Annotated in this window: 16 protein-coding genes and 1 tRNA gene; 2 read left to right on the forward strand and 15 right to left on the reverse strand. The window is 55.0% G+C overall.

Annotated features, from left to right (window positions below):
* Positions 1-163: 163 nt before the first annotated feature.
* From GO707_RS01565 to GO707_RS01580, 4 genes are all read right to left on the reverse strand, one after another.
* A tRNA-Arg gene (locus GO707_RS01565) sits at positions 164-239 on the reverse strand.
* Between the two features lie 19 nt (positions 240-258).
* On the reverse strand, positions 259-3,387 hold the full coding sequence (locus GO707_RS01570) for an aminopeptidase (protein WP_114538840.1): 3,129 nt from the start codon (positions 3,385-3,387) through the stop codon (positions 259-261).
* A 61-nt stretch (positions 3,388-3,448) separates the two neighbouring features.
* Complete coding sequence (locus tag GO707_RS01575) at positions 3,449-4,684, reverse strand: hypothetical protein (RefSeq protein WP_157011785.1); 1,236 nt, start codon at positions 4,682-4,684, stop codon at positions 3,449-3,451.
* Positions 4,685-4,699: 15 nt separating this feature from the next.
* The gene (locus GO707_RS01580; RefSeq protein ID WP_157011787.1) at positions 4,700-7,669 is read right to left on the reverse strand and encodes a helicase C-terminal domain-containing protein; all 2,970 of its coding nucleotides are present in this window, start codon (positions 7,667-7,669) and stop codon (positions 4,700-4,702) included.
* A gap of 87 nt (positions 7,670-7,756) precedes the next feature.
* Between GO707_RS01580 and GO707_RS01585 the strand changes: the two genes are divergently transcribed.
* Positions 7,757-8,449, forward strand: a complete 693-nt coding sequence (locus tag GO707_RS01585) for a hypothetical protein (protein WP_198160972.1) — start codon at positions 7,757-7,759, stop codon at positions 8,447-8,449.
* A gap of 75 nt (positions 8,450-8,524) precedes the next feature.
* On the opposite strand, the gene GO707_RS01590 is transcribed toward GO707_RS01585, so the two are convergent.
* On the reverse strand, positions 8,525-9,475 hold the full coding sequence (locus GO707_RS01590) for a D-alanine--D-alanine ligase family protein (RefSeq protein ID WP_157011791.1): 951 nt from the start codon (positions 9,473-9,475) through the stop codon (positions 8,525-8,527).
* 72 nt (positions 9,476-9,547) lie between these two features.
* On the opposite strand from GO707_RS01590, the gene rlmN reads away from it, so the two are divergent.
* Positions 9,548-10,603 (forward strand): dual-specificity RNA methyltransferase RlmN, encoded by a 1,056-nt coding sequence (rlmN, locus tag GO707_RS01595; RefSeq protein WP_114538845.1) that lies wholly within the window; start codon positions 9,548-9,550, stop codon positions 10,601-10,603.
* A 172-nt stretch (positions 10,604-10,775) separates the two neighbouring features.
* On the opposite strand, the gene GO707_RS01600 is transcribed toward rlmN, so the two are convergent.
* From GO707_RS01600 to GO707_RS12140, 10 genes are all read right to left on the reverse strand, one after another.
* Positions 10,776-11,828 carry a ParB/RepB/Spo0J family partition protein gene (locus GO707_RS01600; RefSeq protein ID WP_335878659.1) on the reverse strand — a complete coding sequence of 351 codons (1,053 nt, stop codon included), beginning with the start codon at positions 11,826-11,828 and terminating at the stop codon, positions 10,776-10,778.
* Positions 11,821-12,816: a ParA family protein gene (locus GO707_RS01605; RefSeq protein ID WP_321203150.1), complete on the reverse strand. Its 996-nt coding sequence runs from the start codon at positions 12,814-12,816 to the stop codon at positions 11,821-11,823. Before GO707_RS01605 ends, GO707_RS01600 begins: the two co-directional genes overlap by 8 nt.
* Positions 12,817-12,935: 119 nt before the next feature.
* Positions 12,936-13,610 carry a 16S rRNA (guanine(527)-N(7))-methyltransferase RsmG gene (rsmG, locus tag GO707_RS01610; protein WP_157011793.1) on the reverse strand — a complete coding sequence of 225 codons (675 nt, stop codon included), beginning with the start codon at positions 13,608-13,610 and terminating at the stop codon, positions 12,936-12,938.
* A gap of 95 nt (positions 13,611-13,705) precedes the next feature.
* Positions 13,706-14,293, reverse strand: a complete 588-nt coding sequence (locus tag GO707_RS01615) for a Jag family protein (RefSeq protein ID WP_114538848.1) — start codon at positions 14,291-14,293, stop codon at positions 13,706-13,708.
* 96 nt (positions 14,294-14,389) lie between these two features.
* Complete coding sequence (locus GO707_RS01620; protein WP_022737989.1) at positions 14,390-15,166, reverse strand: YidC/Oxa1 family membrane protein insertase; 777 nt, start codon at positions 15,164-15,166, stop codon at positions 14,390-14,392.
* Positions 15,167-15,194: 28 nt separating this feature from the next.
* Positions 15,195-15,479: a membrane protein insertion efficiency factor YidD gene (gene yidD / locus GO707_RS12525; RefSeq protein ID WP_114538850.1), complete on the reverse strand. Its 285-nt coding sequence runs from the start codon at positions 15,477-15,479 to the stop codon at positions 15,195-15,197.
* Positions 15,412-15,798, reverse strand: coding sequence for a ribonuclease P protein component (rnpA, locus tag GO707_RS01630; protein WP_302223934.1), 387 nt, complete (start codon positions 15,796-15,798; stop codon positions 15,412-15,414). Before rnpA ends, yidD begins: the two co-directional genes overlap by 68 nt.
* 11 nt (positions 15,799-15,809) lie before the next feature.
* Positions 15,810-15,944: a 50S ribosomal protein L34 gene (gene rpmH, locus GO707_RS01635; RefSeq protein WP_022737978.1), complete on the reverse strand. Its 135-nt coding sequence runs from the start codon at positions 15,942-15,944 to the stop codon at positions 15,810-15,812.
* Between the two features lie 411 nt (positions 15,945-16,355).
* Positions 16,356-17,984 (reverse strand): chromosomal replication initiator protein DnaA, encoded by a 1,629-nt coding sequence (dnaA, locus tag GO707_RS01640; RefSeq protein ID WP_157011795.1) that lies wholly within the window; start codon positions 17,982-17,984, stop codon positions 16,356-16,358.
* 79 nt (positions 17,985-18,063) lie between these two features.
* On the reverse strand, positions 18,064-19,197 hold the full coding sequence (locus tag GO707_RS12140; RefSeq protein WP_232325509.1) for an ATP-binding protein: 1,134 nt from the start codon (positions 19,195-19,197) through the stop codon (positions 18,064-18,066).
* Between the last annotated feature and the right edge of the window lie 503 nt (positions 19,198-19,700).

Raw genomic sequence — 19,700 nt, forward strand, 5'->3', positions numbered from 1 at the left:
GAACACCCGTATCGTATCCCGACTGGCGGCGTTTTGACGCAAGGGCGGAGCCTTCGACGCGCACCCGCATAGCGGGTGGTTTTTTGCCCGCCGCGCTTCGCGCGCCGTGCAGGCTCACGAGCCTGAATAAAAAGGCGGAGCCGAAGCTCCGCCGTTCACATCATGGCGCCCCCGAGAGGACTCGAACCTCCGACGCACGGTTTAGGAAACCGACGCTCTATCCGCTGAGCTACGGGGGCGGATATCTGGATTTCGTCGCTAGATATGCTTGAGTACTTCCATGACAAAATCGCTGTTCAAGGCTAACATGTCGTTGTCGATGTTTTCAATGACATCGTCCTCTTCGGCGAAGAATGCCGGTTTTCTGCCATCCATGCCCGCCAAATGCAGGGCCTGCTGGCCGTGCTTCAAGGCGTAGGCCGATGCGCTGTTGCGCCATTCCATCGTAGCCTCGGGCACTTTCAGCCCGGTGGCCTGACCGGCCTTGCGAACCAAGCGCTTCATGCGGCTCGAGGCCTTCTTGGGAACATAGGTGCCCTCTTTGTCAATCAGCGTCAGCTCACCGGCACCCAACGCCTCCAGCTCCACAATAAGCGCGCCCTTGAGCTCGACCTCATGAGCAGCCATAAACGCTTTCATGCCGCCATTGCCGGCAAGTTCGGAACCGAGCGCCACAAACCACACTTCCATATCGATGCGGTCGCTGTGGAATTGCTCGATCTGCTCGATTTCCGGCGTCGGCTCGAAGACGAAATCGGCGGGCAGTCCTTCACCGAACACACTGGACGGATCGGCGGCACTGGTCTGGTTTTCTTCGCCTTCAGACTCATCGTCAAATTGATCGCGAGAGAACGCCCCACCCTCGAAATGACGGCCGCGACGATGCGAAGAGCGCGGTGCATCAAAGCCGTCCTCGGCAAAATCGTCATCAAACTCGGGAGAAAACGCTGTCGTTGCGTCGGCGTCCAAATACTCCTCGTCGTAAGCCTGGATATCGCCTTCTTCGCGGAAACTCTCCCAACCGCCGCGCGCTGCTCCTACTTCACGGGCATCGAAGCTCTCCTCAACATCGAGCCATTCCTGCGGGCTGGATGCTTCCTCACGCTTCTTGCGGCGGAATTTGCCGAAGATACCGCCGAAACGGCTCTTGGGCATCTCCACATAACCGGGACCAGCCATCGCTCCCGTCTCGGTGATCTGCTCCACATAAGCAGAGTCATCGACGTCTTCGATATATATATCGTTCTCGGAGGCATTCTCCAAAAGCTCATCGCCGATAGGCGCGGCCGCTCCCGTCGCCCCCATAGAAGAAAACGTGCCCGCAAGACTAATGCTGCCGGAAAGCGCTGGATCAGTCGTCGTTGTCGTTCTTCCCAAAGACGGCAGCGCGTCGAGCAGCGCCGCTTCCCGCGTACCTGAAACGGCCGACGGCGGCTCGGGCGTCGTCACCGAGGGGATGACGGCGCTCAAGTCATGCACGCGACCATCATGCTCGGGGCGATCTTCTGAAAGAGGAGCGGCTTGCTGGCAATCATCCATAGAGATGCGCGGGAGCTCTTGGGAGATGCCGATATTGGGCAGCGTAATAGCGCGCCGGCGGCGGGGGGCAGCGGCTGGAGCCGAAGCCGGAGTCTCAGCCACTTCTCCCACCGAGGGCACCACCACGCGCTGCCCGCCCGCAGGCGCAGCAGGAGCATCAGACGTCGAAAGATCAATGGGAGGAACCGCCACGGTGGCGCCCGTCAACGGACGCTGGCCGTCTCGCACCGTCACATCGGGGTCATCCGTCGGCTGGGGCACAACAGGCGCAGCCGGTACAGCAGACACGACAGGCTTCGAGGCAGGCGTCCCCGTTTCCGAAGAGGCCGGCTCGGATGCGATGGCGGGAATGTCGGCCAGCATCGCGGAGACCGTGTTGTTAGAAGGAGACGGCAATTGATCGGCCTCAACCGCCGGCACTTCAATGGCTGGCAATACGGGGGCCAACGAGGGCGATGCCTCTTCATTAACGGCCGATGCGGAAGGCGGAGCAGAAATTTCCTCGGAGCTCTCGTCCGCAACCACGCTGTCCATAATCTCGGTGGGTGTTGCGCCAGCTGCTGCCGAAGCTGCCTGCACCGAAGCGCGCATAACACGCATACGCTCGGAAAGCTCGTCGAGGTTGCGGCGCTCATGCTCCTCGCGCGCGTTAATTTCTTCCTCGGCCCGTTCCAAAGCCGTGGCGTACCGCGACCGCTGCACGGGCTTTTCCTTAGCAGGCTTCTTGGCTTGCTCCTGGCCCTTTTTGAACCATTCAGGTACTTGATGCTCAACAGGCGCCGCGTAGGCGGGAGCAGCAACAGGGACGACGACCGCGGCAGAGGATGGAGTTAGGCTCTCTTCCGGAGAAACCTCCACGGCGCCGTTTTCCTCTCCCTTCGCCGGAGATTCATCCTCTGTTGCCACCTCAGTAGGCGTTGCAGACACCGGTTTCCCTGACAACGCCGCTACGGCAGCTTTGGCGGCCGCCAGGCGCTCGGCAGCTGACTCCATGGAGGTTCCCAAATCCTCGGAAGTATTCCCCGTATGGTAGACAATCTCCGCCCCCTCAGGAACAAGTCCCGCCGACACGGCGGCCGCCTCGCCATGAACCGTTGGCTCGGGGGCATCGGGGAGATCCCGAGCGGCGGCCACGCGAGAGGCGACTTCCAAAAGCACCGCCACTCCTGCAGCGTTGCAGTTTGCGCCCTCGTTGTAGTTCGCGAACTTCTCAAGCAGAAACGACGCAACCGGCAAAACCGCTACCACCATGGCAACAGCCAGAAGGACGTTGAACACCACGAGCACGCTACCGTCGGGTGCGAGCACCATGCGAATCGCCAAAAGCAGCGGCATGACCACCAGCATCGCCAGCTCAACCCAATAAAGGATGGGGAGCACCGCCGGCATCGCACCGTTCAAATCGCGTCGCACCTTACCGCTGTCGTAGTTCGCCACCACGATCACCTTGCGTCTCCGGCTCGCTCGCGTCGGCGATTTCGCAGGCAGGTAGCGCGCGACGACGTTCTGGCTCACCCCGCGGTTCAAAAGCCGCGAAAGCACCGGCTTATCGAACACCTCAGCGGCTGCCAACGCAGCGCAGATGAGGGACACCACGATGGCAGGAACAGCCAGCGCCCCCACAATCGTCGCCACCAGCGTCACCAACACAGCTACACCACTGCACAGCGTTCGAGGAAGTGAGCTGTCGGGATTGCACTGGAAGTCTTCCATAGCAGTCGTCAGACCGGCCTCGGCGGAAAACTGCTCGCTTATGTAGAGAGCCGCACGCTGTTCTTCCTCAGTACCCGCCGGCCGGGGGCCGATCTCCTGAGACAGATATGCGACATGTTCGTTCAATTCGGCCATGTACGTTGCCTTTCCTCGGTGAAGAGGGTTCTATGGACATAATTATCGTAAGTATACGCCATTACGAGGCCGTTCCGAGATATTCACGAAGAAAGGCATCAGCATTTCCTGCTTTTAGGCGCTCGGCCTCATAGGCGCCTTGGTCGGCCTCAATCTCTTTGTAGAATCGAAGAGCAACGATTTGCTCTGGGTCATCTTCCCCGAGTTCTTGGGCCAAGGCGGCCGCTTCCTCCTCCAACGCGTTATAGCGGCTGTTCTGAGCCTCGAGCTCTTCCTTGTTGCGGGAAAGATAGGCCTCGTCGGCAGCAAGGGCTGCCTGCTGCGATTCTATTCTTTTAGCCACGTAGGCTTTAAAGGCTGCCAAATCAAGACTGAGATAGGCCGCTTCGGCTTGAGAGAAATCCTGCTGAGCCTCTTCCAAAAACGCCAGGGCCTCGTTGCCCTTAGCCTGCGAGGCAAGAATGTTCTCCTTGCTCATCTCTTCAGCCAACGCCGTGGCTTCACGAATAGCCGCATCGGCGTTTATCACGGCATTCCACCCCGATCGGGCTTTGAGAAACGCCTCTGTCGCCATCATCGACTCCTCGATGATACTGACCCCCGCATCCAGCATATTAAGGCGCGAGCGAGCGGCCGTCACCACCTGAGAGGCCGCCTCCTTATCGTCATTGTCGCTCAGCGACGACTGCAGCGTCTCCATGGATGCGATAGAGTCCTCTAACTGGGCTCTCATCGGGGCGATCTCCGCGACAACGGCACGATACCCCTCGTTCAGCGCTTCTGCGGAAGGCGCGGCGTCTCCCGTCGCCGAGGGGGAAAGGCGCTTGGCATCACACTGTTCAATAACCAGTTCGTCGAAGGGAAGAAGGGATTCATCGCAGCTCTTGATGATGTCAACCTGATCATTCAGGGTATCAAGCAGAGACTTCTGCTGCTCCCTCATCGACATAAGAGCTTGGCCGCCCACCAGCGTGATGACCAAAAGGGCGCACACCACCACGAACACGGGCACGATGCCCCTCATTTTTCGATCAACAGCGGAAGAAGAGGCTGATGGGGATGCGGGAGCTTCGCCAGACAAGACGATGGACTGCCCTTTGACCGGTGTTGGCCGAGGCTTCTTTCCCTTCCCCAATGTGAAAAGAGAAGGGCCGCCCGAGCCTCCCTCGCGCCGATCGCGCTCCTCGGCATCGCGAGCCTCACGGGCGGCATCGAGCACGCTGAAGGAAATCTCGTTGGAAGACCCCCGCGTGCGCCGCTTTATGTGCATCGGATGATGCGCCCTCTTCGCTACCATAACCAGAATGCTCCCCTAGCGGCGCGCTGCTATCTCGTCGACGATCTGAGCCGCCGATAGGAATCGGATATTCTGGCTGGGAAGTGATCTCAGGAACGTCTTGCCGTAGCCCTTCGTAATAAGACGCTTGTCCGCAAGGATCAGAATGCCCCGGTCATCAGCTTTGCGAATAAGACGGCCTGCTGCCTGCTTCGTTTCCAACACCGCCGCTGGCAGGACATAGCGCCGCCAGGCGGCATCGTCACGAGCGGCCCGTTCGCAAGAAAGGGGATCCGTCGGCTTCGAGAAGGGCAATTTCGGTATCACGACGCCCTTCAGCGTGGCGCCCGGCGCGTCGAACCCTTCCCAGAAGCTCTTCAGAGCGAAAAGGGACAAATGCTCGTCGGCGAGGAAGTCATCGCGCAGGCCCTTCACCGACACACCCCACTTCTGGCACACGACGCGCAAATCGTCTCCCTTCAGAGCCGGCTGCACCTCTTCGAAGCACTTCTCCATTTCGCGGCGATTCGTGAACAGGGTGAGCATCGACCCGTTCTGGGCACGGTGAGCGTCGATGAGCAGGCGCTGCAGAGCACCGAGATAACTCGGATCATTGGGTTCGGGCATATCGTTGACAACATAGACAACCATCTGATTGTCGAAGTCGTAGCTTGAGGCAAGCAGCAGCTCGTCGGCAACGGAAAACTCGCTCTCGTTCAGCCCCATGGCCTGGGAGAAGCTGTTGAAGCTGCCGTCAACGGTCAGCGTGGCCGACGCGTAGACCACCGAATGGGTCCGCGCATACAAGGTCTCGTTCAGCGTCTCCCCCACCGATACGAGCAAGGCCTCCAGCTTGTTCTGCGGACGATCGGTCTTGCGACTTAAGCTCGCCGCATACACATAGCGCTCGGGACATTGCGTGCAGATGACCTCGACGTTCTGAATGATCTCCTTCATCTCCATCGCAATGGAGGCAATTTCGCGCTGAATGACGGCGGCCCCTTCGATATCTTCCAAATAACCCACGAGTTCCTGGCAAACCGTCACCATCTTCTCGGCACGCTCGGCCATGGCGCGGCCAAGACGGGCAATGTTCTGGAAGAGGGAGCCGTGGCGAATCTCGTCATTCAGCCAAAGATCCACCGTCTCGTAGCCCTTCGAGCGCTTATTGGTGTCATAGAAGAACAAGTCGGGCAGTGCCTTGCAGAACGCTTGGGCCGCTTCGCCGAATTCGGCTCCCGCGCGGCGCGCCTTTCCCGTGAGCCCATAGAACAGCGTCGTCGAGGATTCATTGCCCGGCATAACAACGGTGCGCTCCGCCCGCACGAAGACATTGCGCCGAGATTCCTCGGAAGCTACGCGGCGCGCGAGGGAGAGAATGTCCTCCTCTGCCAGTTCAAGGGAAAATGCCCGGCGAGCCTCGCTTTCGGCGCTGTGGGCCTCATCCACCACCCAATAGCGGATGGGCGGGAGCAAGCCTCCGTCAGCGGCAAGATCGCAGAATAGGAGACTGTGATTGGTAACGACGATATTGGCGGCCTCGGCCTTGCGGCGCGAACCGTGAACGAAGCAGGACGTGCCGAAGAATGGGCATTTACGGCGCAGGCAATCGTGGCTCGTGGTGGTGATCATCCAGCGCGGCAGCGTGCGGTAGTCGATCTTCAGGCCGTCGATGTCGTCGTAGGCCGTCTGCTCAATAAAGGAAAGCAAGGCGGCAAGGGCCGGAGCCTGAGGTTTTTGCTCCTTGCCCACGGTGCGCATGCCGGGGCCTTCCACGACGAGGCGCTCCACCTTGTGCAGACAGGGATAATGGGAGAACCCCTTGAGAGCAGCATAGGTGAGGTCGGCACCGAGCTCCTCCGAAAGAGCGGGAAGCTCATGATAGACCAGTTGGTCGAGGAGAGCGTTCGTCTTAGTAGCTACGCCGACATTAATACCGTTATCTCGGGCAATGATGGCCGCCGGCAAAAGATAGGCCATGGATTTACCCACGCCTGTTCCTGCCTCCACCATAAGATTGCGCGATCGGGCAAACGCGTTGCGCACCGCCTCGGCCATAGCCACTTGCTCGCCGCGCTGCTCGTACTCTTCGTACAGGGAGCCTACTACGCCCTCGGCGGTGAACGCTTGGGCCACAGCATCGGCCGTGGGGAGCAAGAAGGATCGCCCTGGATCGGCGGCGATTTCATCGGCATCCACGAGCGGTCTTAGATCGGCTTTCCCCACCCGTTCTCGGCGCAGGGTGCGCAGTGAGAACGGAAGGGGTTTCTCCTCGCTCGTCTCAGCCGCACGCTCGGCAAAATACTTGAACACCACAACCGTCGGCCAATCGTTCGGTTCCGCCATAGAGGCGATTTCCCGCAGCAACATAGTCGGCATGGTCTCCACAGCAGCAAGCAAAATACGCAGGAGGGCACAGGTCGCCGCCACATCTTCATCGGCCCGATGCGTTGACCGAGGAGCACCGAAAGCCTTCACGAGATCGATGAGTCGATGGGATTTCATGCGGGGCAGCGCGATGCGGGACAAATCAAGGGAATCGATCCAAGTGTTCTCGAGCAGCGGATAGCCCGTCGGATGCTTCGTCGTGAAATTGCGGTCGAACTCGGCATTATGGGCCACGACGACGGCATCTCCTATGAAAGCGGCCAGATCGGCTAGGGCCTCGGACGCCGAGGGAGCGTCGGCCACATCCTCATCGTGGATATCGGTGAGATGGGCAACATCCTCAGGAATGGGCTTTCCCGGGTTCACGAAGGTAACGAACCAGTCGACAATTTCGCCGTTTTCCACCCGTGCCGCTGCAATCTGCGTCAACTCATCATGGACGAGAGAGAATCCCGTTGTCTCCGTATCCAAAACAACGACATTATTATCGAACCGGCCGAAATCGCTCCTTTGGGCCCGTTCAGGCAGCGACTCGTAACGCGCGATAATCTCCGGCGGCGTTCCGTCGCTGATGAAGTTCTTCAGCTGTCCTTCAAGGGGGGTGGTGTCACGTGACATAGCGCAGCCTATCTTTCGCGGCGCCCTTGGTGGTGAAAAAAAGGAACCTCGGCCTAGCGAGTGTTCCCTGATTCATCGGGCTCGGTTATGGTGTTCTCGACAACTCACGGTATTGTATCAGCCAGGGCGGAGAGAATATTCATGGAACGGTATTTCGGTACATATCAAACATTTCGAACGGTCTCAAAGAAAGATGCGGCGGTGCTCATGGGTTCCAACACCCTCGTGGGAGACCGATACCGCATCAATCTCACTATGGACGAGGGCGTCCATCGCGCATGGCTTATCAACAAGTTCAACGAAACTATCGGTTACTTCGACGACAGCTTCTCACGCGAACTGAGCCTTTTGGCAGCGGAAGGTCTGGAACTCGTGGGAATTCTCTCCTTTGTCGCCTTCACGGAAACACCTGAGCCAGGTGAATATTGGGGACAGGCCGCAGTTATCGGGTACAGCCCCCATTACGCAGAAGAATTCAACCAGTTCATCGATGGCATCTGCGGGCTTATCGGCAAGGGCATTCGCCCGAAGCTGGCGTTGAAGGGGTCGGCCGTCGACGAGATCATCAACTCGAACGGCACGTGGCTTCCGAGCGAGCGCGAGCCTCTCCCCGAGAAACAACGCGGCATGGCGCTACTTAAAACGCGCCGAGGGTTCATCGACGGCCTCGTGGAGGCTGGACGCACGGGCAATAAAGGCTGTTACATTCTCAGCTGGGCCTTTCTTCTTGCCCTCGTTGCCGCCATCATCATCGGCCTGAAGTCTTGCGGAGTGTTCTAAAACGAGAACACTTGTTTTAGTTATCTAACCGGTAACCGTAAGGGGCGACCTTGGTCGCCCCTCGGCCGCAAGCGCTTACTCTCCCTCTTCGAAGGCATATTCAATGAGCTTCGTGCACAACTCAGGGAAACTGATGCCTGCCGCGCGGGCCGCATCGGGAAGAAGCGAGGTCGCCGTCATGCCAGGAATGGTATTGGTCTCCAGAATCCACGGGATGCCATTCTCGTCGAGAATGAAATCGGAACGCGACACGCCACTGCACTGCAATGCCTTATGGGCGCCGACAGCGGCGTCCATTACTTGCTTGGTTTTCTCCTCATCGAGAGGTGCCGGGCATATATGCTGCGAACCACCGGGGGCATATTTCGATTCGAAATCATAAAAATCAGCTTTAGGAACAATCTCGATGACAGGTAAAGCGAAAGGATCTCTGTTTCCTAACACGGCAACCGTAAGCTCGGTACCTTGAATATACTTCTCAACGACAACAAGCTCGTCGATTTCGAACACACGCTCGATGGCATCAGCGATAGCTTCTTCGCCTTCCACGATGTAAATACCCAAAGCGCTGCCTTCGGTAGCCGGTTTCACGACACAGGTTCCGCCCATAGCCAATGCAAGCTCTTGAACGGAATACCCCTCTCCCTTCTTGATGTATTGATAGGGAGCAGTAGGAATGCCTTCGCGCTGGTAAAAGAGCTTGGATTGGGCCTTATTCATCGCCGTCGCGCTTGACCACACACCAGGTCCCGTATAGGGAAGGCCGATCGTTTCCAGAAAGCCCTGGAGCACGCCATCCTCGCCACCTTTTCCATGAAGACAGAGAAAGGCAACGTCGAAGGGCTCCTCAATGAGCGTTTTCAGATGGTCCTTCTTCGCCGGATCCAACTCCTGAACAATAAACCCCGCTTCACGAAGCGCCTCCCCGGCACCTTTGCCCGATGCAAGGGAAATTTCGCGTTCCCCACTGGTTCCTCCAGCTAAGAGGGCGACGCGACATTTTGCGGGTTCAACTACTGTTGCCATGGAGCATTCCTTCCAGACGATAAATCTCTGGAGGCAGTATATCAGAGCAACGCCACCGTCTATAATGAACCTATGAATAACGAACTGATAAAGCTTACAGAAGCCGAACTCGAGGATCTTGTCACCTCGTGGGGATATCCTCGCTTTCGCGCAAAACAGATTCACGAGTGGGTTCACCGCCATCATGCGGCTTCTTTCGATACCATGTCCAATCTTCCGAAAGACCTCAGGACGAAACTTTCTGAGTTCTTTCCGTTGGAGACGGTAAAAATTTTCGACCGACAAATTTCCTTAGATGGGACACGCAAATATGTTGTGACTCTGGCCGACGGCTCATTAGTTGAGACGGTGGGCATGCCCGTCTACCATCGAGACGGCTCTCTCGATCGGCTATCAGTATGCGTTTCCTCACAAGTAGGATGTCCTATGGCCTGCCAGTTCTGTGCAACTGGCCGCGAAGGCCTTACACGGAATCTCACGGCTGCAGAAATCATCGCTCAAGTGGCTCTCGTCCAAGAGGATTTCCAAGAACGGGTAAGCAATGTCGTTGTTATGGGTCAAGGGGAACCTTTCCTTAACTACGATGAAGTTCTTGCCGCTTTGCGCATTCTAAACAGCCGGGACGATTTCAATATAGGAGCGAGACATATCACGCTCTCTACCTGCGGCATTATAGATGGGATCGATCGTCTCTCCCAAGAGCCAGAGCAATTCACGCTCGCCGTGTCTCTTCATTCGGCTTTACAGAAGAAGCGTGATCGGCTTATGCCGAAAGTGGCAAAGCAACCTCTTTCGGATCTAAAAAAGGCTGTGGAGAGATACACCCAGTCTACCAACCGTCGTGTCTCCTTCGAGTATCTTCTCATCAAGGATATCAACGATTCAGAAGAAGATCTTCGAGCACTTCTCGACTTCTGTGATGGGCTACTCTGCCATGTCAACCTTCTTCCGGTGAACACCGTAGAAGGATCCCCTCTGCAAGCTGCCTCGCCAGCAACTGCAAAACATTGGGTCGAGACGCTGATCCATTATGGTGTGGAAACAAGTTTCAGAAAATCCCGCGGAGCTGATATCGATGGAGCATGTGGTCAGTTAAAAAACAAGTTAGCGCAAGGTTCTCTTCGTTAATTCGTCTTTCTCTTCTCTTGTTTCACGTGAAACAAAGATAACTAATGGCATGTTATGTAAAGCATTTTCTCTTACCTCATACTAGGGTCTACAACGACTTCTTTTAACAAAAGAAAAGAGTCTGTTTCACGTGAAACAGACTCTTTTCTTAGTCATTAAATGCTATCGAAAGTTACTCACCAACAAGCTCACTGAAGAGTCGCCGCAAATCTTCCTCATCTTTGAATTCAATCTCGATTTTGTTCTTCCCTTTAGACGATTTCACACGCACGTTAGTCTTCAGTGTCTCGCGTAAGGTCTTCGCCACAGACTTGTAAACCGCAGGCATCGGCTCACGAGGAGTCGAGGCAGAGCCGTCCTTTTTACCTGACATAAGGCGAGCAAGATTCTCTGCTTCGCGTACGTTCAAACCGTTATCAATAATCTTCTGAGTCAAGGAAAGACGACCTTCAGCTGTGGGCACTGAAAGAATGGCCCGTGCATGGCCCGCCGTGATCTTTTCCTCAAACAGAAGCTGCTGAGCCTCTTCAGGAAGATCGAGAAGTCGAAGTGCATTGGCGACAGTCGAACGACCTTTGGAAACTGCTTGTGCCACTTCCGCCTGAGTCATCGAGCGTCGCTCCATCAACCGACGGTATCCGTACGCCTCTTCTATCGGGTTCAAATCAGAGCGCTGGATATTTTCAATTAACGCAAGCTCAAGGGCTTGGTCGTCATCAACCTCTTTTACACGAACGGGAACCTTCTTAAGACCAGCAGCCTTAGAGGCTTGCCAACGGCGCTCACCGGCAATGATCTGATAGGTACCATCGGCCATTTGCCTTACAAGAATAGGTTGGAGCAGACCATCCTTTTCAATAGAAGCAGCGAGTTCTTCTATTTCCTCTTTTTTAAATTGGGTTCTCGGCTGATCAGGATTAGGGGCGATTCTATCAATCTCCACCTCATCAGTTCCCCGTGCAGGAACCTCCTCAGTCCTCGATTCCTCAATGATGGCTTCTCGCACAATGGGTTCAGAGACCTTAACTGGTTCTTCCTCTATCTCAACCATCGTCCGTACGGGCCGTGTGGAAACAGGGGCCTCTCGCGCCGCCTCTTCATCTACTTCAATTGTCACTCTCTGGCGCCCGGGCGCAGGGGAAACAGGGGCAGGTGATTCATAGGAACCGGGGAGGAGGGAACCCAGACCTCGACCGAGTCCTCCACGACGTTCGGGCTTAGCCACGTGCAATCACTTCCTTCGCTAATTCAATATAGGAAAGAGCGCCTCTTCCCTTGGGATCGTATTGGGTAATCGGCTGCCCAAAACTCGGAGCTTCCGACAATTTAACCGTGCGAGGAATAGGCGTGGCGAACACCAGGCGCCCAAAATACTCACGCACTTCATCGACAACCTGCTTCGAGAGCGTCGTACGGCTATCGTACATAGTAAGAAGAATGCCGTAGATATCCAGAGTAGGATTAAGGCGAGATTTGACACGCTTCATTGATTCGAGAAGTTTTGTCACACCCTCCAAGGCATAGAACTCGCATTGGATAGGAATAAGCAATTTATCAGCCGCCACCAGAGCATTAACTGTTAAAAGACCCAAAGAAGGCGGGCAGTCAATGAGAATGAAATCATATTTGCCCCGCATGCTACCCACAGCATCCTTAAGGCGATTCTCTCGCGCCATTTCCGAGACCAGCTCGACTTCCGCCCCCGCAAGATTAATCGTAGCCGGAGCAATGTCTAATCCCTCGGCGATATCAGGAATAATTACCTCTTCAAGAGGAACATCGTTAAGGAGAACATCGTAGATGCACTGCTGTATAAGACTCTTCTCAACGCCTAGGCCACTGGAGCAATTTCCCTGAGGATCAAGATCGACAAGAAGCACCTGTTTGCCCATCTCTCCCAGTGCAGCCCCAAGGTTGATCGCTGTTGTCGACTTCCCTACGCCACCTTTTTGGTTAATGATGGCAATAATCTTCGTCTGTCCGACAACATGACGCACCGGCGCTTTGTCTTTATAGCTCTTCAAAGGTTCTCGAGGAATCACAGGAGCTGCGTAATCCTCAACCTCCCTGACAACCACTTCAATATTTTCAGGATCGTCAACGAGTTCCTCTTCAGCGGCTACCACTTCTTGTTCCTGAGTCTGAGGTTGATCAACCTCTTCGACAGTCCGGGCTTGTTTTGTGTCTCGTTTAAGACCATCAAAGAATCCCACAGGAACCTCCTTCCTTGATTGGAGCACAGTATATCATCGCCTCAAGCTGGTTCAGGCGATGTTCGACAGAAGGATTCAAATTGATCGTGTTTCACGTGAAACACGATCACATACTACATTCAGTTACGGGGACGCAGTGGCTGTTTCTGAGCCAAGCCAATTCTTCGAGGAAGCTTGATGCGTGACTTGCCGACTTTCTCAAACACTACAATGGTTCTCATGGTCTCTCCATCGCTCAAGCAAATCTCACGCTGAGAGATCATTCTCATACCCACAAGGTCTTGCACAGCAAGAGCTTCATCAAGTTCTTCCGATGATAGCTGGGCTTTATAACAGACTAACCGACCGCCCTTTTTCAAAAGGGGCGAAGCAAGCTCTATAAGAGAAACTAGTTTAGACAGAGCTCGAGCTGTGAGGACGGCGAATTTCTCCTTGTACTCCAGAGGAAGATCCTCGATGCGTTCGCTCGATGTAGAAATTTGCTCACTCAACAAAAGATCATCAAGGACAGATTGGACGATGGCCATTTTCTTCTTCACCGAATCAACGAGAAGGGTCGTTCTTCCTGTCGCAAGCGCAAGAGGGACGCCGGGGAACCCCCCTCCTGAGCCAAGGTCTCCATAGAGACCGTCAGGAGCTTCATTGACCTCCGGCAAACCTACCAGCGAATCCTCTATATGAAGGAGACGCGCCTGTTCCCCATCAGTAATGCGAGTAAGATTCGTAACTTTGTTTGCTTCAAGGATTGAAGCAAGATAGCACTGCATCAAGCTCATCGTCTGATCATCTGCCATCTCAACTCCTTTCCATAGGCGAACGTGTCCATAATAAAGGAAATGGGACGTGCTTTGCGCGTCCCATCAGCACATTGAAAGTATTAGAACAGTTTTTACAGAGGAACCACGACCACATGGCGGGAAGGACCCTCCCCCTCAGAAACGGTCTCGACTCGATCATCGTCTCTCAAAGCAATGTGGATAATCCGACGCTCGTAGGGGGTCATCGGGCGCAATCCAACTTTACGGTGCTGAGAAGCAGCTCGATTAGCGGAGCTGTGCGCAATCGACTCGAGCTTTTGGCGCTGGCGGTTCTTGTAGCCCTCAACATCGACAATAACTGGATAACGGAAACCGATAGTGCGTACCGTTATCATCGACACAATGAATTGCAGCGCATCAAGAGTTTTTCCATGACGACCAATAAGGACAGCCATATCTTTGCCGCTGATATCAAGAATCAGTTCGCCCTCGTCACCCTCGTACTCATCAATAGTCACTTCGCCGACATTGAAATACTGGAGAATATCTTGGAGCGCCGCGATAGCAGTGTCGGCAATGGTATCGAGCATCTCGTCCGTCACGATAAGCTCGTCCTCTTCAACAACCTCTTCGGTATTAATGGGATCCGCAGAAGACTGAGATTCTTCCACCACCTCGTCTTCTACCTCTTCAATCATGTCCTCGAACTCTTCAGTCATTACAGGCTCCTAACCTTAAACACCGCGGTTGAAATGATGCCACGGAACGTACAAAGGGAGTGTTTCATGTGAAACACTCCCTAAAATCAGTAAGGTCTAGCGCTTTTTCTTAGGACGCTTCTTCTTCTCTTTGCGCGTGACGTTAACCTCGATCGGCTTGACGACGAGAGCTTCTTCCTCCTCTTTACGCCGATCGGCAGCACGGCAGCGCGCAAGCGTCAACTGGTTCTGCCCGATACCGATAAGGGAGGATGCGCCCCAGAACAGCAACACACCCGCCGGTGAACCCCAGGAAATCCAAAGCATCATAAGAGACATGATCGCGCCCATCATGAGCGTCTGATTTTTCTGCTGGGTGTTTTCAGTTTTCAACTGCTGAAGAACCATCGGAAGGAAGGTAGCACCAGCAAAGATAATCATGAGAATGAGATAGGGAACAAATGTTCCGAATCCCTCGCCGAAAGCCTGGGAGGGCGTCGTGACGAGATTCGGAACCAAGTTGTAGAACGAGTACGTGCCCTCGCCAATACGATCGCCCATCTCGCGAAGCACCTGGAACAGAGCAATAAAGATCGGCATCTGGAGCAGCATCGGAAGACAACCAGCGAGCGGGTTGAACTTCATCTCCGCGTATATCTTCTGCATCTCCTGGGATTGACGCGTGGGATCATCGGGGAAACGATCTTTCAGGGCCTGAATCTTCGGCTGCACCTTCTGCATAGCATAATTGGACTTCGCTTGCTTATGCATGAGGGGCGCGACAATGATACGAAAGATAATCGTGACGATGATGATCGCCAGTCCCCAGTCGTGGCAGAAGTTATAGAAGAATTGGATGATGTCGAAGATCCAGTCTTTAAAGATATCCCACATAGCTTACCTTTCCAAATGCACCAGCGACTCAGGGAACGGGATCGTACCCACACGGACCGCCAGGGCGGCATCGCAGTATTCTCTTTGCAGTGAGCACGAACCCTTTGCAAAACCCATATCGCTTGAACGCGGTGAGTCCGTACTCGGAACATGTGGGAATGAAGCGGCAAGAAGGGGGGAGAAGGGGTGAAAGAGCCATTCGGTAAAACATAATAAGACCGATAGCGACCAGAGTCGGAATCCTCTTAATGCGTACGAGTAGCTTCTTCAACGGTGTTCTTCCCTTCGCCTTGGGCAAGGCGCTCAGCGACATTTCCGCATGCTTTCAGCACTTTACTATAAGAAGCCCGAGTGAGGCCTGATTTTGCCAGAAATATCACGTCAAAGCCGGCCCACGGCCCACCCATTTCCATGCAGAGTGCTCGCAAGCGGCGCTTGGCGCGGTTTCTCCAAACGGCATTCCCCAACTTCTTCCCCGCAATAAAAGCGACACGACCGGAATGGCCGTGTCGCTCATAATTGCTCTGCTTGTCGTCCTGGACGCCTACAATAACCGTAAAGTATGGCGTATGAAGACGATGCCCCGTAGAGAAGAGCTGGGAGATTTCAGTGCTGGATTTAATAGTCTGCACCTAAAGATCTCCTAGACGGTGAGACGCTTGCGCCCCTTAGCACGACGGGAAGCGAGAACAGCGCGACCACCCTTGGTAGCCATACGGGCACGGAAGCCATGGCACTTGGCGCGCTTGCGTTTGTTCGGTTGATAGGTGCGTTTCATTGTTTCTTTCCCTTTCATGGTTTAAAGAGTAGCTTTTGAATTATACAACGCAAAAAAGTACTGTCAACGGGGCGAACAGAAGAATAAGGAAGATGGCTGCGAAGGGAGTTGCGATAGGGAGGTGGAACCATGAAGTACAGGTAACGGCTGTGCAGAACTAAAAAGTAGTTCCCATTGAAGAGGGATTCTAAAAATAGAATTCAAATAGTAGTCTCAATAAGACGAGTGGATTAGTCGATAACTGGCATAGCCGCAGGTGGGGAGCTTGCTAACGTACTTACTGCTTGGTGAGTTGTCAAGCGCGCTTGTGAACCATGCGCTGGCGGCCATCCTCTGCTCTCTCCCGTTGTCGTTGAAAAGTTGCCCTGTTATGCGCAGGTTTTCCCTTCTTATCAAGAGTTTGTGAACAAACTAGTCCAGCTCGCAGATGATCTTCTGCAGCACCTCAATCTCTTCCTGGGTATCACGATCGGTCTTCAAACGCTCTTCGATACTTGTTGCCGAATGGATGGCGGTCGAATGGTCGCGATTGAATTTCTTGCCGATATCGCCGTAGGGGAGGTCGAGCAGTTGTCGGCACAGGTAGATGGCGATCTGTCGCGGTCTCACAATGGATTGGGATCGCTTGGGGCCTACCATGTCGCTATGGCTCACTTTGAAGAAGTTCTCCACTTCGCGCTGGATGTCCTCCACGGTCAAGCTTCGTGACATGCCGCCGGTGAAATGATTGGCTAGAAGCTCGCGCACTTCATCGATGGAGATATCGCTGCGATCGCAGTAGATCATGCGGTAGATGACGGTATTCACGGCGCCCTTGAGCTCGCGGATGTTGGACCCGGAGTTCTCGGCGATGTACATTTGAATGTCGTCGGAGAGGGTGAAGTTTCCCAGGCCCTCGCTGCGGCTGAACTCGTCGGTGAAGGATTTGACGATGCCGAGTTTGGTTTCCACTTCCGGCGGCTGGATATCGATGGTGCCGCCGCTGTAGAAGCGAGATTTCAGACGTTCGTCGAATTGGATGTTCTTGGGAGCGCGGTCGGCGGAGAGCACCACCTGCTTGCCCTGGCTGGTCAGCGTGTTGAACAGCTGGAAAAGCATGTTCATGGATTCCTTCTTGCCCTGAAGGTGCTGGACGTCATCGAGGAGGAGGATGTCCGCCTGCTCATAGTAGGCGCGGAAGTTGCGGAAGCTGACCTTCTCCTGGTCCTTGATGGCGCCGGCCTCTGAGTACTTCGAGACAAAGTCCTGAGCATCCACGTAGACCGTTCGCATCGAGGGACGCGTTTCCTCGATGTAGTTCTGAATGGCTCTCATGAGATGGGTTTTGCCCAAGCCGCTTTTCCCGTAAATGAACAGGGGATTAAGGGGAAGCCGTCCGGGGGACTCTGCAACTTCGACGGCCATGGAGTAGGCCATGCGGTTCGATTCCCCGATAACGAAGTTCTCGAACGTGAGGGAAGACGAGGGATTCGAAGCCCTCTCGGCGACCGGCTCCTGGGAGAGCGGTGCGGGCGCGGGAGGCGCGTAGTGATCGACCACGACGTCCTCTGCAAGGGAATGGGCGACCATGCCGGATGGTTCGAAGGGGGTCGCCTGAGACAGGGGAGCACCATAGGCCGGTGAGGGGGGCGCAGCTGCCGCGATGGGCTGAGAAGGGAGAGACTCCATCGTCGATGCTGCTGGCTGCGCGGGTGTTGGCGTCGGCATCGGTTGGGCGGGCGCCGAAAGGGGCGCCGCAGGGGATGGTTGGCCTGCAGCGGCGATTTTACGCTGCTCTTGGGTGGGGTCGACGGCGATGGCCACCGCGAATACGACGCCGGTGAGATCGCGCAGCGCGCGTACGATAACCTCGGTGTAATGCTGCTCGACCCATGTCTTTATAAAGTCGTTGTCGGCGGTGAGCATGAGAAATGAATCGCTCATGGCCTGGGGAACGAGCCGCGAGAAAAAGGCGGAAACCTGGGAGGGGTCGATATCCTGGTAGCTTTTGACCTGGGCGCAAATACGCGCCCATTGTTCGTTGAGCGTCTCGCTATCCATACATCATCCTTCCGCCGGCGTATTTTGCCGTGGTTCTCCGCTTTCAGGGCAATTCTAGCAAATTGGCAAGGCTTGGGTCTTAGAGACCCTGTGCGATCTGTCGGCCGTAAGGGGTGAGGGCCCGCTGTTTCCCGACCATTTCCACCAAACCTGCCTCTCGCAGCCGATTGAGGGTGGTGTTGGTGGTGGAGGCCGGCGTCTCGGTCAGGTCGCTGAAATCCTTGTTCCGGAGGGTTCCTTCTTTAAGGAGAAGCTTCAGGAATATTCGCTCGCGTTCGGAGAGGGCGGGCGCCGGCATGACGGCACTCGGGTAACCCGGATACGCCGCCGGTGCTGGCGCTGCTCCGTAGGCCGGATAGGCGGTTGGGGCGGCTCCATAGGCCCCGTAGCTCGGATATCCCTGGTAAGGGGCTCCGTAAGAGGGAGCCGGTACGGGAGCTGGAGCCGCGGGTACTGCGCTGTAGCCTTGCGGCGCGTAGGCGGGTGGGTAGGGAGTCGCCCCTGGTGCGCTGGATGAGCCCATGGAGGGATAGATTCCGGCTGGATTGGAGGGATAGGGTTCGGTGCCGGCTGCGAGGGGCGCTGCGTAGGGCTGATGAACCACGGCGGTTTCCGAAGCGTAGGACGAGCCTGAGGTGTACTCTCTCTTGCTGCTCAGCACGTCGGTTTCGTCCCAGTCGTCCAGAGGATCGTCTTCTTCACGCACCAAGCTGACGGTGACGACGGCGCCGGTCCCCAGATTGTCCTCGATAGTAATGGTGCCATGGGACGATTCGAGGTACTCCCGCACAATGGGAAGGCCCGACCCGACGCCCCGAATATAGTTTTTCATAGGCTCGACGGCAGAAGAAAACCCTGGCATTTGGGCTTTTTCTTTCGAGGGGATGCCGGGGCCATGATCGGCGAAGCGGATGGTGTTCCCTTTGTCGAGAATGGAGACCACCACCTCTTTGAAGCGCGCATGGATGAAATTTTCGGAAACCTCCCGAATAACGGTGTAAGGGATGGTTCCCCCTGCGCCATGGGACTGTTCGTACACCGTGGAGGCGAGCGCCTCGATATAAGCCGCCGTGTCGGCGGGCTTTATCTCCACAACCCGTGGTGCGCTGCGCAGGTCGTCGTAGAGAGCAATGCGCCCCACGGTGTCGACGAAGGAATAGTCGAAGGAAGCCCCCTGGGGAGCTTCGTCGTGAAGAGAAGTATGTTGTTCCATGGTTTCCAAGATCATTCCGTTTTGTTCGCCGTTCAATTCGTCGTTTCAAGAATTTTTCAGGATATTGTAACGTGTTTCATCATTTTACAAGGTATCTACCTGCGCATTTCATAACCAGTGATGAGTAATTCACTATTTGTTCAGTAAAAGTGGAAAACCGAAACTGAACTACCTGCGATTTTCTGAAGAATTCCGACTTATCAACCAAATATTCAGTAAAAGTGGAAAACTCGGAATTCGAGAATTCCTAACGGCTGTCATTCAAAGAGGAAAAAGTGAAAAACTTTACCCAAAAACCTTGACAGAGGCTCTCGATAACCCTTCTCAGCCGCTTCCTATGCCTTTGAGAAGAAAATTCCCATCAAGCACGATCTTGTTCGAACATAGGTGCGTTTAAAGAGAATTACCCTGACATAATTTACAAAACCCCAGCTCAACGCGTCGTTTTTGAAAAGAAAAATCGACAGTGAATTGTTAGCTAAAACTGTCAACCATCTTTACCT

This window comes from Adlercreutzia rubneri (assembly GCF_009755265.1).
Classification (GTDB): Bacteria; Actinomycetota; Coriobacteriia; order Coriobacteriales; family Eggerthellaceae; genus Adlercreutzia; species Adlercreutzia rubneri.